At 72.8% G+C, this 14,194-nt stretch carries 11 protein-coding genes and 1 pseudogene; 6 read left to right on the top strand and 6 right to left on the bottom strand.

Annotation, left to right across the window (positions count from 1 at the left end):
* Positions 1–39: 39 nt before the first annotated feature.
* Entirely contained in the window at positions 40–2,331 is a 2,292-nt protein-coding gene (secD, locus tag ABZ564_RS07025; protein ID WP_360850725.1) for a protein translocase subunit SecD, read from the top strand.
* Positions 2,332–2,398: 67 nt separating this feature from the next.
* Here the strand turns inward: secD and ABZ564_RS07020 are convergent.
* A pseudogene (locus ABZ564_RS07020) lies at positions 2,399–2,614 on the bottom strand (hypothetical protein); the annotation flags it as partial.
* Positions 2,615–2,761: 147 nt separating this feature from the next.
* Here ABZ564_RS07020 and ABZ564_RS07015 point away from each other — a divergent pair.
* Positions 2,762–3,067, top strand: a complete 306-nt coding sequence (locus tag ABZ564_RS07015; protein ID WP_360850722.1) for a 4a-hydroxytetrahydrobiopterin dehydratase — start codon at positions 2,762–2,764, stop codon at positions 3,065–3,067.
* 43 nt (positions 3,068–3,110) lie between these two features.
* Here ABZ564_RS07015 and ABZ564_RS07010 read toward each other — a convergent pair whose 3' ends face one another.
* Both ABZ564_RS07010 and ABZ564_RS07005 read right to left on the bottom strand, forming a co-directional pair.
* Positions 3,111–4,073 carry a LysR family transcriptional regulator gene (locus tag ABZ564_RS07010; protein WP_360850719.1) on the bottom strand — a complete coding sequence of 321 codons (963 nt, stop codon included), beginning with the start codon at positions 4,071–4,073 and terminating at the stop codon, positions 3,111–3,113.
* A gap of 149 nt (positions 4,074–4,222) precedes the next feature.
* Positions 4,223–5,101, bottom strand: a complete 879-nt coding sequence (locus tag ABZ564_RS07005; protein WP_360850716.1) for an ATP-binding protein — start codon at positions 5,099–5,101, stop codon at positions 4,223–4,225.
* Between the two features lie 376 nt (positions 5,102–5,477).
* On the opposite strand from ABZ564_RS07005, the gene ABZ564_RS07000 reads away from it, so the two are divergent.
* Complete coding sequence (locus ABZ564_RS07000; RefSeq protein WP_360850713.1) at positions 5,478–6,407, top strand: methyltransferase; 930 nt, start codon at positions 5,478–5,480, stop codon at positions 6,405–6,407.
* 78 nt (positions 6,408–6,485) lie between these two features.
* Here the strand turns inward: ABZ564_RS07000 and ABZ564_RS06995 are convergent, their stop codons facing one another.
* Both ABZ564_RS06995 and ABZ564_RS06990 read right to left on the bottom strand, forming a co-directional pair.
* Complete coding sequence (locus ABZ564_RS06995; protein ID WP_360850708.1) at positions 6,486–7,322, bottom strand: aldo/keto reductase; 837 nt, start codon at positions 7,320–7,322, stop codon at positions 6,486–6,488.
* A gap of 92 nt (positions 7,323–7,414) precedes the next feature.
* Positions 7,415–9,214: an AMP-binding protein gene (locus ABZ564_RS06990; protein WP_360850705.1), complete on the bottom strand. Its 1,800-nt coding sequence runs from the start codon at positions 9,212–9,214 to the stop codon at positions 7,415–7,417.
* A 469-nt stretch (positions 9,215–9,683) separates the two neighbouring features.
* On the opposite strand from ABZ564_RS06990, the gene ABZ564_RS06985 reads away from it, so the two are divergent.
* Positions 9,684–10,703 (top strand): bile acid:sodium symporter family protein, encoded by a 1,020-nt coding sequence (locus ABZ564_RS06985; RefSeq protein WP_360850874.1) that lies wholly within the window; start codon positions 9,684–9,686, stop codon positions 10,701–10,703.
* Here the strand turns inward: ABZ564_RS06985 and fdhD are convergent.
* Positions 10,658–11,536: a formate dehydrogenase accessory sulfurtransferase FdhD gene (gene fdhD / locus ABZ564_RS06980; RefSeq protein ID WP_360850702.1), complete on the bottom strand. Its 879-nt coding sequence runs from the start codon at positions 11,534–11,536 to the stop codon at positions 10,658–10,660. The genes ABZ564_RS06985 and fdhD overlap by 46 nt on opposite strands.
* Positions 11,537–11,819: 283 nt before the next feature.
* On the opposite strand from fdhD, the gene ABZ564_RS06975 reads away from it, so the two are divergent.
* Together ABZ564_RS06975 and ABZ564_RS06970 are read left to right on the top strand one after the other, a co-directional pair.
* Positions 11,820–12,770 (top strand): beta-ketoacyl-ACP synthase III, encoded by a 951-nt coding sequence (locus ABZ564_RS06975; protein WP_360850698.1) that lies wholly within the window; start codon positions 11,820–11,822, stop codon positions 12,768–12,770.
* Positions 12,771–12,929: 159 nt separating this feature from the next.
* The gene (locus ABZ564_RS06970) at positions 12,930–14,111 is read left to right on the top strand and encodes an ROK family transcriptional regulator (protein WP_360850695.1); all 1,182 of its coding nucleotides are present in this window, start codon (positions 12,930–12,932) and stop codon (positions 14,109–14,111) included.
* Positions 14,112–14,194: the final 83 nt, after the last annotated feature.

Genomic DNA, 14,194 nt, shown 5'->3' with positions numbered 1-14,194 from the left:
GGGCGGGGGCGCCCGGCGCCCCCTCGGAGGAAATCCGCAATGACGCGCGCCACCACGGTGCGGGCGGTTCTGGCTGCGGCCGTGCTGCTCGTCTCCGTGCTCATCACGCTGACCATGTCACCCAGACTCGGCCTCGATCTTCAGGGCGGCACCCGCATGGTGCTGCAGGCCAAGGACTCCGACACCGCGACCGCCGACCGCGAGAGCACCGACCGCACCCTGGAGGTGCTGCGACGGCGCATCGACTCGCTCGGGGTGACGGAGCCGACGCTGACCCGGTCCGGCGAGGACCGGATCATCGTCGAACTCCCGGACGTCCAGGACCCCCGCGAGGCCGCCGATGTGATCGGCAGGACCGCCCAGTTGACCTTCCACGCCGTCCAGGGCCCGGGTGAGTCCGCCGAGAGCGGCAAAGGGACGACTCTGCCCGACGAGCAGGGAAGACCACTCGCCCTCGGCCCCGCCGCGCTCTCCGGTGCCGGTGTCAAGGAGGCGTCCGCCTCGTTCGACGCCCAGCAGGGGGCGGGCTGGACCGTCTCGCTCGACTTCCACCAGGACGCCGGCCGGGACTGGACCCGGCTGACCGGGGAGGCGGCCTGCCACCCGGTCCAGGACGAGCGGCGCCGGGTCGCCATCGTGCTCGACAAGCGGGTCATCTCCTCGCCCCAGGTCTCGCCGACGGTCTCCTGCGGTTCGGGCCTGCCCTCCGGCTCCACCCGGATCACCGGCTCGTTCAGCGCGGACGAGGCCCGTGAACTCGCCCTGCTGATCGAGGGCGGCGCGCTGCCCGTGCCCGTCGAGATCGTCGAGCAGCGGACGGTCGGCCCGACGCTCGGCGCCGCCGCGATCGAGGCCAGCGCGCGGGCCGCCCTGATCGGGGCTACGGCCACCGCCCTGTTCATCATCGTGATCTACCGCCTGTTCGGCGCCCTCGCCGCCGTGGCGCTCGCGGCGTACGGAGTCATCTCGTACGCGGCCCTCGTCGCCCTCGGTGTCACGCTGACCCTGCCCGGGCTCGCCGGTTTCGTGCTGGCGATCGGTATGGCCGTCGACGCGAACGTGCTGGTCTTCGAACGGGCCAGGGAGGAGTACGCCGGGCGGGCCGGGAAGAGCCTGCGCGCCTCGCTCGCCGCCGGGTTCAAGGGCGCCTGGACGGCCGTCGCGGACTCCAACGTGACGACGCTCATCGCGGCCGGGCTGCTGTTCCTCCTCGGCTCCGGACCGGTCAAGGGGTTCGGTGTCACGCTCGCCATCGGTGTCCTGGCGTCGATGTTCTCCGCGCTGGTCATCGCCCGCGCCCTCACCGAGATCGCGGCGCACTCGCGGTTCGTCGCGGACTACCGGGGCGTCAACGGCATCGCGATCCCGGGCCGGGTGCGGACCTGGCTCACCCGGCGCGACCCGCAGCCGGTGCGCTTCCCGCGCCGCTGGCTGACGGTCTCCGCCGCCCTGGTCGCGGTGGCCGTCGCGGGCATGGTGGTGCGCGGGGTGAACCTCGGCGTCGAGTTCACCGGTGGCCGGCTCGTCGAGTACTCCACCAGCCGCCCCGTGGACGTCGAGACCGCGCGCACCGCCCTCGCGGGCGCCGGGTTCGGGGACGCGGAGGTGACCACGGCCGGGGCGGGCGACATCTCCGTGCGCACCGGCGACCTCGACAACGACGGCGAACACACCCTGCGGGCCGCGCTGGCCGCCGAGGGCGGCGAGACCACCAAGGTCCGCGACGAACTGATCGGCCCCAGCCTCGGCGACGAACTGCGGCGCAACGCCCTGATCGCCCTGGCCATCGCCGTACTCGTGCAGTTGGCCTATCTGGCGGTCCGGTTCCGGTGGACGTTCGCCGTCGCGGCGGTCGGGGCGCTGGTGCACGACGTGATCATCCTGACCGGAGCGTTCGCCTGGCTGGGGCGCACCGTCGACGGCATCTTCCTGGCCGCGCTCCTCACCGTCATCGGGTACTCCGTCAACGACTCGGTCGTGGTCTTCGACCGGGTACGGGAACTGTGGGCGAAGTCCCGCGGAAAGCCCCTCGCGGACGTGGCGAACCGGGCGGTCCTGCAGACCGTGTCCCGGACGGTGAACACCGGGATGGGCGCCCTGTTCATCCTCACCGCCCTGGCCGTCCTCGGCGGTGACTCGCTGGAGGACTTCGCCCTCGCCCTGCTGATCGGCATCGTCGTCGGTACGTACTCCTCGGTGATGACCGCCGTGCCGGCCGCGCTTCTGCTGGAGCGCACCGGCAAGGTCCCGCCGCCCGCCCGCACCCGGGCCCCGCGCGCCCGGCAGGGCGCCGGACGCCGCGCCCCGCACGACAACGGCGCGCGGGTGTAGCGCGTGCGGGCCCGTGCCCGCCGTACCGGCGAAATCCGGCGCGGCGGACACGGGCCCCGGCCCGTCGTCAGGCCACAGGCGAGCGCAGACAGGCGGCCCCCGGCCCGTCGTCAGCCACCTGCGAGCGCAGATACGCGGCGGTGCCCGGGTCGGCCGGCAGCAGCGTCTCGATGGCGAGTTCCGCCACCGTCACGTCCATCGGAGTGTCGAACGTCGCGATCGAGGCGACGAACGACAGCACCCGCCCGTCGTGCTCGAGGACCAGCGGCAGGGCGAACGCCACCGACGACGAGGGATGCCGCCGGCCCCGCTCCCGCCAGCTGCGCAGCCGCGGCCCCACCCCCGTGTCGAGCGCGACAGTCGTCATACGGAGACCGTAACGTCACCGGCACCGCCGACCGGCATCGACCACCAGTGAGGGAGCCGCCCCATGCCCGCCGCACCGCTGCCGCAGAACGAGATCGAGGACCGGCTGCGCGAACTGCCCGGCTGGTCGCTGGAGGGCGACCGGATCAGCCGCACCTACCGGCTGCCCTCGCACTTCGCCGCCGCCGCCCTCGCGATGCACGTCACCGCGATCCAGGACGAGCTGAACCACCACAGCGACCTGACGCTCGGCTACAACACCGTCGCCCTGTCGGTGAACTCCCACGACGCGGGCGGCAAGGTCACCGAGAAGGACCTCGGCCTGGCCGCCCGGGTCGAGGCGGTGGCGCCGGGCCACGGGGCGAAGTAGCGGCTGCGCCTGCCGGGGTGGGGGGCCGAGGCAGCAGGCCCCCTCAGGACGCGGCGCCGAAGCCGGGGTGCGTGGCGAGCCAGCGCGTGTAGCTCTCGCTGCGCTCCACCGCCTGGGCGTACGCCGCCCGGGTGTGCCCCCTCACCGCTTCGGCCGCCGCCGACGCGGCGGCCGAGCGCGGGTGCCGGCCCAGCAGGTGGCGCCAGCTGAGCGGCGCCCCGCCGATCGGACGCGTGACCACGCCCGGGGTCGGCGGGAACGTCGCCCGGCACAGCCCGACCGCCCGCCCCACCTGGACGAGGTGGACGACGGATGAGGTGTCCGTCTCGTACACCGACGCGGGGCTGAAGCCGGCCCGGGCGCACGCCGCCACGAAACAGTCCGCGAAGCAGCCGTCGCCCGGCACGTCCGCCCAGCACTCGTCGGCCAGTTCGGACAGCTCCAGCTCGTCCCGTCCGGCCAGGGGATGGGTCTCCGGCAGCATCACGAAGACCGGGTCGATCCCGACGACCTGCCACTCCAGCCGGTCCGCGTCCGGCGGCGCGCTCTCGCCGCAGGCCCCGATGAGCGCGAAGTCGAGGCGTCCGTCGACCAGTTGGGAGGCGATCTCGACCACCGACCAGGAGGTGTACGTGGTCACCGGTGCGGCCGGGTGCGCGGCGGCCAGCCGGTCGACGAGCCCGCCGAGCAACGGGCCGTGCGTGCCGCCCAGCCGGAACCGCTCCATGGCGCCTCTGGCGTTGGCGAACCGCACCGCCTCCTCCTGGAGCTCGCTCACGGCGGGCAGCACCACCCGGGCGCGCTCCAGCACCAGTTCGCCCAGCGGGGTCGCCCGCGCGCCTGTGTGGTCCCGGTCGAACAGCGGGCCGCCGAGCGCCTTCTCGATCCGCCGCAGCTGCGCGCTGAGCGCGGGCTGCGCGAGGCCCAGCGCGGTGGCGGCCTTGGTCAGGCTGCCCGTGTCGGCGATGGCACGTACGGTTCGCAGATGCCGCAACTCCAGCTCCATCACCGCACGTTATGGCCCCCGTGGCCGCACGGCAATACGTCGTTGGTTCAGACCTCTGGTTCGGGCCCCCGAACGGCGATCATGGCCTGGTACTGCTCGGCGGAAGTCAGGGGAGAGGGCGGGAGGCGGGTCCGGACACCTCGCAGGTGTCAGACGAAGGAGAAGTGCGCGGCGGCTTCGGTGGGCGCGGTCGCCTGGCGGCGTCCGGGGACGTCGTGGACGCTGGTGGCGCCCTCGGAGCGGAGCTGGTCGGCACCGGCGTCCCGGGCCATGACGGCGGCGTAGGCACGGACGTCTGTGGCGGTGAGGTCCGTGCGGCCTCGCTCGGCGTACTGCTGGAGGAGGTCGGTGACGTCCGGGTCGAATCGCAGCATGGTCACCGGGGCGTTGAAGCGCTTGGCGAGGGTGACGAGTCGTGCGCGTGCCCGCGGCGTGACGTTTGTCGACTCGGCGACTGCGCTGTGCCCGGCGGCGAGCCTGGCGGCGATCCTGCGGTCACGTTCCTCGAAGATCTGTGCGTCCGCCGTGTCGGATTCCGCGGGTGCGGGTGAGGTGCCGAAGAGCTCCGCCCGGATCTCGTCGCTGGACACCACGTCCTTCGCGTCGATCTGCCGGCGCGCGATCAGGGCCCGGACGAAGCTGGTCTTGCCGGAGGCCGGCGGGCCGACGAGGACGACGAGTCCTCTCGGCACCCGGATGGCCGGCGCGGGAGCGTCGAGGTAGAGGTCGCCTGCGCGGTCGAGAGCTTCCTCCGGGGAGCCGGTGGGCAGTCCGCTGGGCAGGACGCCGTCCCGGTAGCCGTCGTTGCCGGCCGGATAGGGGGCGAAGCCCCAGGTGTGCAGTACACCGGTGAAACGCAGTCGGCACAGCGGCAGGCTCCGCCCGCCGGACAACTCGGCTGCCACGTAGGCGAATCCCGCGCGGAAGCGGACCGTGACGGCGTCCACATGGGGCCAGCGGGCGCGGGCGTGGCGGTTCAGGCGCCGGCGCAGGTGGTGCTGCATCGATTCCGGCGGGTTCTTCGGCACGGGTCCATCCTGCCGGGTGTGGCAGCGATCCGCCATGACCGTTGGCTGTGGCAGGCAGGGGGCGGGCGGGTAGGCGGGCAGGCGACGGGCGGGAGGCGTTCCTCACCGGGCACGGACAGGGCCGGAGCCCGGTGAGCGCGGCACGGGGGCCGGCGGGGCCGCTGCGCCTCTCGCCTGATCCCGCCGGGGGACGCCGCCGAACAGCTCGTCCGAGTCCTGGCCGTCCTCCCGGACCAGGACCGCGCGCGGACGGACCCCGAGTACCGGCTGCCGGCCTTCCGGCGCAGGTGCCCCACCTCCGCCCCCCGGCGGCCGACGGCTTGCCGGAACGGCAAGGAAGTTTGCCTGACGGGCGTGGGGTGGTGAATCTGGAGCCATGAGCAACCACCCCGGCCACCACCACGACGGCCACCAGAGCCTGCACCACGAGCCCTCCGCGCACGGCCACCACCACGGCGGGACCGAACCCGACTGGGACGTCATGGCCCCGCTCCTGGAGCGCAACGCCGAACTCAGCAGCGCGCAGTACACCGAGGCGGCCCGCTGGATCGCCGGCCTGCCCACCGCGCCGAAGGTCCGCCGGGTCCTGGACATCGGAGCCGGACCCGGTGTCGTCGCCTGCCTGCTCGCCGAGGTCTTCCCCGACGCGGAGGTCGTCGCCGTCGACGGCACCCCCGCCCTGCTGGAGCGCACCCGGGACCGCGCGCGCCGGCTCGGGCTTGACGGCCGCGTCACCACCCTGCACGCCACCCTCCCCGAAGGGCTCCCCGAGCTGGGCGAGGCCGACCTGATCTGGGCCGGCAACACCCTGCACCACATGGGCGACCAGCGCGCCGTACTGGCCGGATTCGGCGAGCTGCTGCGCCCCGGCGGCACCGTCGCCCTCGTCGAGGGCGGGCTCCAGGCCCGGCAGCTCCCGCGCGACCTCGGCTTCGGCAGGCCCGGACTCGAAGCCCGGATGGAGGCCGCCGAGGCGGAACTCTTCCAGCGGATGCGCGCCGAACTGCCCGACGCCCGGCGCGAGGTGGAGGACTGGGCCGCCCTCTTCGGCGCGGCGGGCCTCACCCCGCAGGACACCCGCAGCTTCCTGCTCGACCTGCCCGCCCCCCTCGGCGACGCGGCACGCGAACAGGTCGTCGCGGACTTCACCCGCCGCCGCGACGGGCTGCGCGACCACCTCGACGCCGACGACATCGCCGTGCTCGACCGGCTCCTCGACCACGAGGATCCGGCGTCCCTGCACCGCCGCCCGGACGTCTTCCTGCTCCTGGCCCGCACCCTCCACCTGGGCCGGCGCGCCGCCTGAGCCGTCCCCGTACAACAGCGGAACCGCCGCCCCGGCTCACGAACGAGCCGGGGCGGCGGTTCCGTACGGCTTCGGCGGTCAGGCGCCGGCGTTGAACTCGCCCGGGTTCGGGCCGAGCCGCTTGCCCTCGTCCAGCGCCGCGAACGCGGCCAGGTCATCGGCGTCCAGCTCGAAGTCGAACACGTCGATGTTCTCCGCGATCCGCGACGGCGTCACGGACTTCGGGATCACCACGTTGCCCGTCTGGAGGTGCCAGCGGAGCACCGCCTGGGCAGGCGTACGGCCGTGCTTGCGGGCGACCGCGAGGACGGTGGGGACCTCCAGCAGGCCCTTGCCGGAACCCAGCGGCGACCACGCCTCGGTGAGGATGCCGTGCTTGGCGTGCAGGGCGCGCGACTCGGCCTGCTGGAGCTGCGGGTGCAGCTCGATCTGGTTGAGCACAGGCACCACCGAGGTCTCACCGAGCAGGCGCTCCAGGTGCTCCGGGAGGAAGTTCGACACCCCGATGGCCTTCGCGCGGCCGTCGGCGTAGATCTTCTCGAACGCCCGGTAGGTGTCGACGTACGCGTCCTTGGCCGGCACCGGCCAGTGGATCAGGTACAGGTCGACGTAGTCGAGGCCCAGCTTGTCCAGGGAGGCGTCGAAGGCGCGCAGCGTCGAGTCGTACCCCTGCTCGGTGTTCCACAGCTTGGTGGTGACGAACAGCTCGTCGCGGGCGACACCGGAGGCGGCGATGGCCTTGCCCGTGCCCGTCTCGTTCTGGTAGATCGCGGCGGTGTCGATGCTGCGGTACCCGGACTCGATGGCGGTGGTGACCGCCTTCGTCGCCTCGTCGTCCGGCACCTGCCAGACGCCGAACCCGAGCTGGGGCATCTCGACGCCGTTGTTGAGGGTGAGGGAGGGGACCTGGCTCACGAGCAGAGGATCCTTACGTTGAGGGGTGGGACTCCCCACCTCAACGAGCGAGGGCGCCCACACATTCCCGGTGGCCCGGCCCGATCGTCCGCTCAGCGGTACAGCGCGTCCACCTCGGCCTCGTACGCCGCCTCGATCGCCTTGCGCTTCAGTTTCAGCGACGGCGTGAGCAGCCCGTGCTGCTCGCTGAACTGGTGCGCCAGGATGCGGAACGTACGGATGGACTCCGCCTGCGAGACCGCGGTGTTCGCCGCCACCACCGCCCGGCGCACCTCCATCTCCAGATCCGGGTCCCGCACCAGCTCGCCCGGCGCCAGGGACCGCCGCCCCTGCATCGCGAGCCAGTGCTCCACCGCCTCCTGGTCGACGGTGACCAGCGCCGCGACATAGGGCCGGTCGTTGCCGACGACGATGCACTGCGCCACCAGCGGATGCGCCCGCACCCGCTCCTCCAGGACGGCCGGCGACACGCTCTTGCCACCGGACGTCACCAGGATCTCCTTCTTCCGCCCGGTGATCGTCAGATAGCCGTCCTCGTCCAGCGCACCCAGGTCCCCGGTGGCCAGCCAGCCGTCGTTGAGCACCGCGTCGGTGGCCTTCGGGTCACCGAGATACCCGCCGAACACATGGCCCCCGTGCACCCACACCTCGCCGTCCTCCGCGATGTGCACCGTCGTGCCGGGGACCGGCTGCCCGACCGTGCCGTACCGGGTGCGCTCCGGGGGGTTCGCGGTGGCCGCCGCCGTCGTCTCGGTCAGCCCGTACCCCTCGTACACCGTCACCCCGGCGCCCGCGAAGAACAGCCCGAGCCGGCGCTCCATGCCCGAGCCGCCCGACATGGCGTTCCGGATGCGGCCGCCCATCGCCTCGCGGACCTTGCGGTACACGACCTTGTCGAAGAACTGGTGCTGCATCCGCAGCCCGGCCGAGGGCCCGGGACCGGTGCCGAACGCCCGCGCCTCCACCGCCTCCGCGTACTTCACCGCGATGTCCACGGCCTTGTCGAACGGCCCCGCCCTGCCCTCCGCCTCCGCCTTGCGCCGGGCCGCGTTGAAGACCTTCTCGAAGATGTAGGGGACCGCCAGGATGAACGTGGGACGGAACGAGACCAGATCCGGCATCAGGGCCTTCGCCGACAGCTCCGGCTGGTGCCCGAGCTTGACCCGGCCCCGGATCGCGGTGACCTCCACCATCCGCCCGAAGACGTGTGCCAGCGGCAGGAAGAGCAGCGTCGCCGCCTCGTCACCCGGTCTGGAGTGGAAGACCTGCTCCCAGCGCGAAGCCAGGGTGTCCGTCTCGAACATGAAATTGGCGTGCGTGAGGACACAGCCCTTGGGGCGGCCCGTGGTGCCGGAGGTGTAGATGACGGTCGCCACCGACTCCGGGGTCACCGCCCGCCGGTGCCGGTGCACCACCTCGTCCTCGACGTGCGCGCCCGCCTCCACCAGCTCCGCCACCGCGCCGGCGTCCAGCTGCCAGAGCCGCTTCAGCCGCGGCAGCCGGTCGATGACCGAGGCCACCGTCATCGCGTGGTCCTCGTGCTCCACCATCACCGCCGACACCTCGGCGTCGTGCAGCATCCACAGCACCTGCTCGGCCGAGGACGTCGGATAGACCGGGACGGACTGGGCGCCGACCGCCCACAGGGCGAAGTCGAAGAGGGTCCACTCGTAGCGTGTACGCGACATCAGGGCGACCCGGTCGCCGAACCGTACGCCGTGCGCGATCAGTCCCCTGGCCAGCGCCAGTACCTCGTCGCGGAAGGCGGCGGACGTGACGTCCTGCCAGTGTCCGTCCGCGTCCTTCCGGCCGAGCGCGACCCGGTGCGGCTCCTCTTCGGCATGGTCGAACACGACATCGGCGAGGCCGCCCACGAGGGGCGCGGCCGCCATGGGTGGGACAGTGAACTCGCGCAATGACCTGCTCCTTGTGGCGCTCCGCACGGCGCCGCGACGCTACCCCACCGAGCGTCCTCGCGAGAGGGTCCGGAGCCGTCCGTACCGCGTGGTATCTGCACTGGTCAGGGGCCTAAATCCGGCCAGATGGGCAAGGCTCGGGCGCGCTTGGGACCGCGGAGTAAGCGGCTCGCGCGGGAATCTCCACCGAATCTGTACGACACGATCACTGCCGGTCCGGGCGGTTACGGGGCATTTGTCCCCGTGCGACCGGTCCGGTGGGATCGGTCCGCCCGGCGCCGGCCGCCGCGTTCCGTGCATCCTCCCCCGCCCGGCACCCCGTCATGCCTGTTCACACCGACCGTGACAGCGGTGACGGCGGGGCACTCATTTCCGGATCGGGGCCCCACCCGAGCAGGATGGTCCGGGGCACGACCCGACCCGAACGGAAGAACACGTGGAGCACATGAGCCGCCGCCGCACCCCGCAGCCGCCGTCCTGGCTGCCGATCGACCCGTACATAGCGGCGCTGATCGGCACCGTCGTCCTCGCGGCACTGCTGCCGGCCTCGGGCACGGCCGCCGACGCGGCCGGCGGCGCCTCCACCGGCGCGGTCGCGTTCCTCTTCTTCCTCTACGGGGCGCGCCTGTCCACCGCGGAGGCCCTGGAGGGTCTGCGCCACTGGCGGCTCCACCTCACGGTCCTGGGCTGCACCTTTCTCGTCTTCCCGCTGCTGGGACTGGCGAGCGCGGGGCTGGTCCCGTACGTCCTGTCGCCGCAGCTGCAGAGCGGCTTTTTGTTCCTGTGCCTCGTCCCCTCGACCATCCAGTCGTCGATCGCCTTCACCTCGATCGCCCGGGGCAACGTGCCCGCCGCGATCTGCGCGGGCTCCTTCTCCTCGATCGCCGGCATCTTCCTCACCCCGCTGCTCGCCGCCGCGCTGCTCGGCGACAGCGGCGGCGGGTTCTCCGGCGAGGCCCTGCTGAAGATCGGCGTCCAGCTGCTGCTGCCGTTCCTCGCGGGGCAGCTGCTGCGCCGGCGGATCGGAGGCCTCATCGCCCGGCACCGCAAGGTCCTCGGCCTGGTCGACCGGGGCTCGATCCTGCTCGTCGTCTACACGGCCTTCAGCGAGGGCATGGTCGCGGGCACCTGGCACCAGGTCACCCCGGCCGGGCTCGGCGCGCTGCTCGCCGCCGAGGCGGTCCTGCTCGCGCTGATGCTCACGGTGACCTGGTACGGGGCGAAGCGGCTCGGTTTCGGCCGCGCGGACCGCGTCGCCATCCAGTTCGCCGGCTCCAAGAAGAGCCTGGCCTCCGGGCTGCCCATGGCGAGCGTCCTGTTCGGCGCCCACGCGAGCCTGGCGGTGCTGCCGTTGATGCTCTTCCACCAGATGCAGCTCATGGTCTGCTCGGTGATCGCCGGGCGGCGCGCCCGCCAGGGTCAGGAGGAGGCGGCGGCGTCGCCGGAGGCCGTAGCGGTGGGCTGAGCCGAGTCCAGCGCGATGCGGTGCTCTCCCGCGTACACGTTCATGGACGGCCCCCGCAGGAAGCCGACCAGTGTCAGACCCGTCTCGGCGGCCAGGTCGACGGCGAGGGACGAGGGGGCCGAGACGGCCGCCAGGACGGGGATGCCGGCCATCACCGCCTTCTGCGCCAGCTCGAACGAGGCCCGCCCCGACACCAGGAGGATCGAGCGGGACAGCGGCAGCCGGCCGTCCGTCAGCGCCCGGCCCACCAGTTTGTCGACCGCGTTGTGCCGCCCGACGTCCTCCCGCACGTCCATCAGCTCGCCGGTCTCGGAGAACAGCGCCGCGGCGTGCAGGCCCCCGGTACGGTCGAAGACCCGCTGGGAGGCCCGCAGCCGGTCGGGGAGCGCGGCCAGCAGCGCGGGCTCGATCCGGAGCGGGGGAGCGTCGGCGACGGGGTGCCGGGTCGTGGTGCGGACCGCGTCCAGGCTCGCCTTGCCGCACAGCCCGCAGGACGACGTCGTGTAGACGTTGCGCTCCAGCGTGATGTCGGGGACCTCGACACCCGGCGCGAGCCCGACGTCCACCACGTTGTACGTGTTGACCCCGTCGGCGGTCGCCCCCGCGCAGTACACGATCGACCGCACCTCGGCCCCGTCGCCGACCACCCCCTCGCTGACCAGGAAGCCCGCTGCCAGCGCGAAGTCGTCGCCCGGCGTGCGCATCGTGATGGCGAGCGGCCTGCCGTTCAGCCGGATCTCCAGGGGCTCCTCGGCGACCAGGGTGTCGGGGCGGGTGGAGACGGCCCCGTCCCGGATGCGGATGGTGCGGCGGCGCTCGGTGACCCGTCCCATGACCGTGTTGGACCCGATTTCTGTGCGTGCGGGGCCCTGAACGGCCCTGGATGGCGGCTGCCGGGTCCCCGGGCCGGCCTGCGGCGAAGGACCCCGACGCTGCCATTGTCGTGCACCCCGGACACGGCGCCGCAACCGGAGGGCCCGTCCGGAGCCACCGGCGGGTGGTGCCGAGCCCTCCAAGCCGAAGCCGGTATTCCTGTGGGATCACCTGTCTCCGTACCGGGCGGTAGCGGCCAAGACTGGTTGGTTCCTGACAGATGGAGCGAGGGGACCTTTGTTTATGACCGGCTCACGTGTCGTGGCGCTCGGCCACTACCAGCCCGCCAAGGTGCTCACCAACCACGACCTGGCGGCCATGGTCGACACCAGTGACGAGTGGATCACCAGTCGAGTCGGCATCAGGACCCGCCACATCGGCGGCCCCGACGAGCCGGTGGACGAGCTGGCCGCGCACGCGGCGGCCAAGGCCCTCGCCGCGGCGGGCCTGCAGCCGGCCGACATCGACCTGGTGCTGGTCGCCACCTCCACCGCCATCGACCGCTCGCCGAGCATGTCGGCCCGGGTCGCCGCCCGCCTCGGCATGGAGGCGCCCGCGGTCATGGACATCAACGTGGTGTGCTCCGGCTTCACCCACGCCCTCGCCACCGCCGACCACGCCCTGCGGGCCGGCGCCGCCACCCGTGCCCTGGTGATCGGTGCCGACAAGATGGGCGACATCGTCGACTGGACCGACCGCTCCAGCTGTGTGCTGATGGGGGACGGCGCCGGGGCGGCGGTCGTCGTCGCCGACACGGCGGACTCGGAGCGGCCCGGCATCGGACCGGTGCTGTGGGGATCGGTCCCCGGCATGGGGGACGCGGTCCGCATCGAGGGGACGCCGCCGCGCTTCGCCCAGGAGGGCCAGTCGGTCTACCGCTGGGCCACCACCCAGCTGCCCCCCATCGCCCGCAAGGTGTGCGAGAGGGCGGGCCTCACCCCCGAGGACCTGGCCGCCGTCGTCCTGCACCAGGCCAACCTGCGGATCATCGAGCCCGTCGCCCGGAAGATCGGCGCGGTCAACGCCGTCGTCGCCCGCGACGTGGTGGACTCCGGGAACACCTCCGCGGCCTCCATCCCCATGGCCCTGTCCAAGCTGGTCGAGCGGGGCGAAGTCCTCAGCGGGCAGCCGGTTCTGCTCTTCGGCTTCGGCGGCAACCTCAGTTACGCGGGCCAGGTGATCAGCTGTCCGTGAGGCGGGTGAGAACGGCGCCCGGCATCAGCCTTTGTCCTCGGAGTGGAGAAAGTCAGCCGGATTTCCGCGCGACTTCTTCCCGTACGGGGCAACCGCTGCTACGTTCCCCTCCCAAGCCCGATAGACAGGCCGACGAGGCGGGAGGGGCGCGTGAGACGTATGACGGCACGACCCGCGAACGCCCACCAGGCGCGACTGCTCCGGCTGTTGCGCGACGGTGGGACCAACTCCCGGGCGCAGCTGGGTGATCAGGTCGACCTGTCCCGTTCCAAGCTCGCCGTCGAGGTGGACCGGCTGCTGGAGACCGGCCTCGTGGTGGCCGACGGCCTCGCCGCATCGCGCGGCGGGCGCCGCTCGCACAACATCCGGCTCTCCCCGCACCTGCGCTTCCTCGGCGTCGACATCGGCGCCACCTCGATAGACGTGGCGGTCACCAACGCGGAACTGGAGGTCCTGGGCCACCTCAACCACCCCATGGACGTACGCGAGGGGCCCGTCGCCGTCTTCGAGCAGGTGCTGTCCATGGCGGCGAAGCTCCGGAACTCCGGGCTCGCCGACAGCTTCGACGGCGCCGGGATCGGCGTCCCCGGACCGGTCCGCTTCCCCGAGGGCGTCCCCGTCGCGCCCCCGATCATGCCCGGCTGGGACGGCTTCCCGGTCCGCGAGGCACTCAGCCAGGAACTGGGCTGCCCGGTCATGGTCGACAACGACGTGAACCTGATGGCTCTGGGCGAGCAGCACGCGGGCGTGGCCCGTTCCGTCGGCGACTTCCTCTGCGTCAAGATCGGTACGGGCATCGGCTGCGGCATCGTCGTCGGCGGCACCGTCCACCGGGGCGCGACGGGCAGCGCCGGCGACATCGGCCACATCCAGGTCGAACCCGAGGGCCGCCTCTGCGCCTGCGGCAACCGGGGCTGCCTGGAAGCCCACTTCAGCGGCGCCGCACTGGCCCGCGACGCCGAGGACGCGGCCCGCACCGGCCTGTCCGAGGAACTCGCGGCCCGGCTGGCGGCGTCCGGCCGGCTCACCGCCGCCGACGTGGCCGCCGCCGCGGCCGCCGGCGACGCCACCTCCCTCGTCCTGATCCGCGAGGGCGGCAACCGCGTAGGCCAGGTCATCGCGGGACTCGTCAGCTTCTTCAACCCCACCCTGGTGGTGATCGGCGGCGGAGTGACCGGCCTCGGCCACACGCTGCTGGCCGCCGTCCGGGCCCAGGTCTACCGGCGTTCCCTGCCGCTGGCCACCGGCAACCTCCCGATCGTCCTGGGCGAGCTGGGACCCGCCGCCGGAGTCACCGGCGCGGCCAGGCTCATCAGCGACCACCTCTTCTCCCCTGCCTGACCGGGGGAGAGCGCACCCACACCAGGGGATACCCCGCACCCCGGGGGAGACCTCACACACCAACACCCCGCCCGCCGAGGGGA

Origin of the sequence: Streptomyces sp. NPDC019224 (assembly GCF_040632605.1) — a bacterium.
Classification (GTDB): Bacteria; Actinomycetota; Actinomycetes; order Streptomycetales; family Streptomycetaceae; genus Streptomyces.
This window is presented reverse-complemented; position numbering and strand designations above follow the sequence as displayed.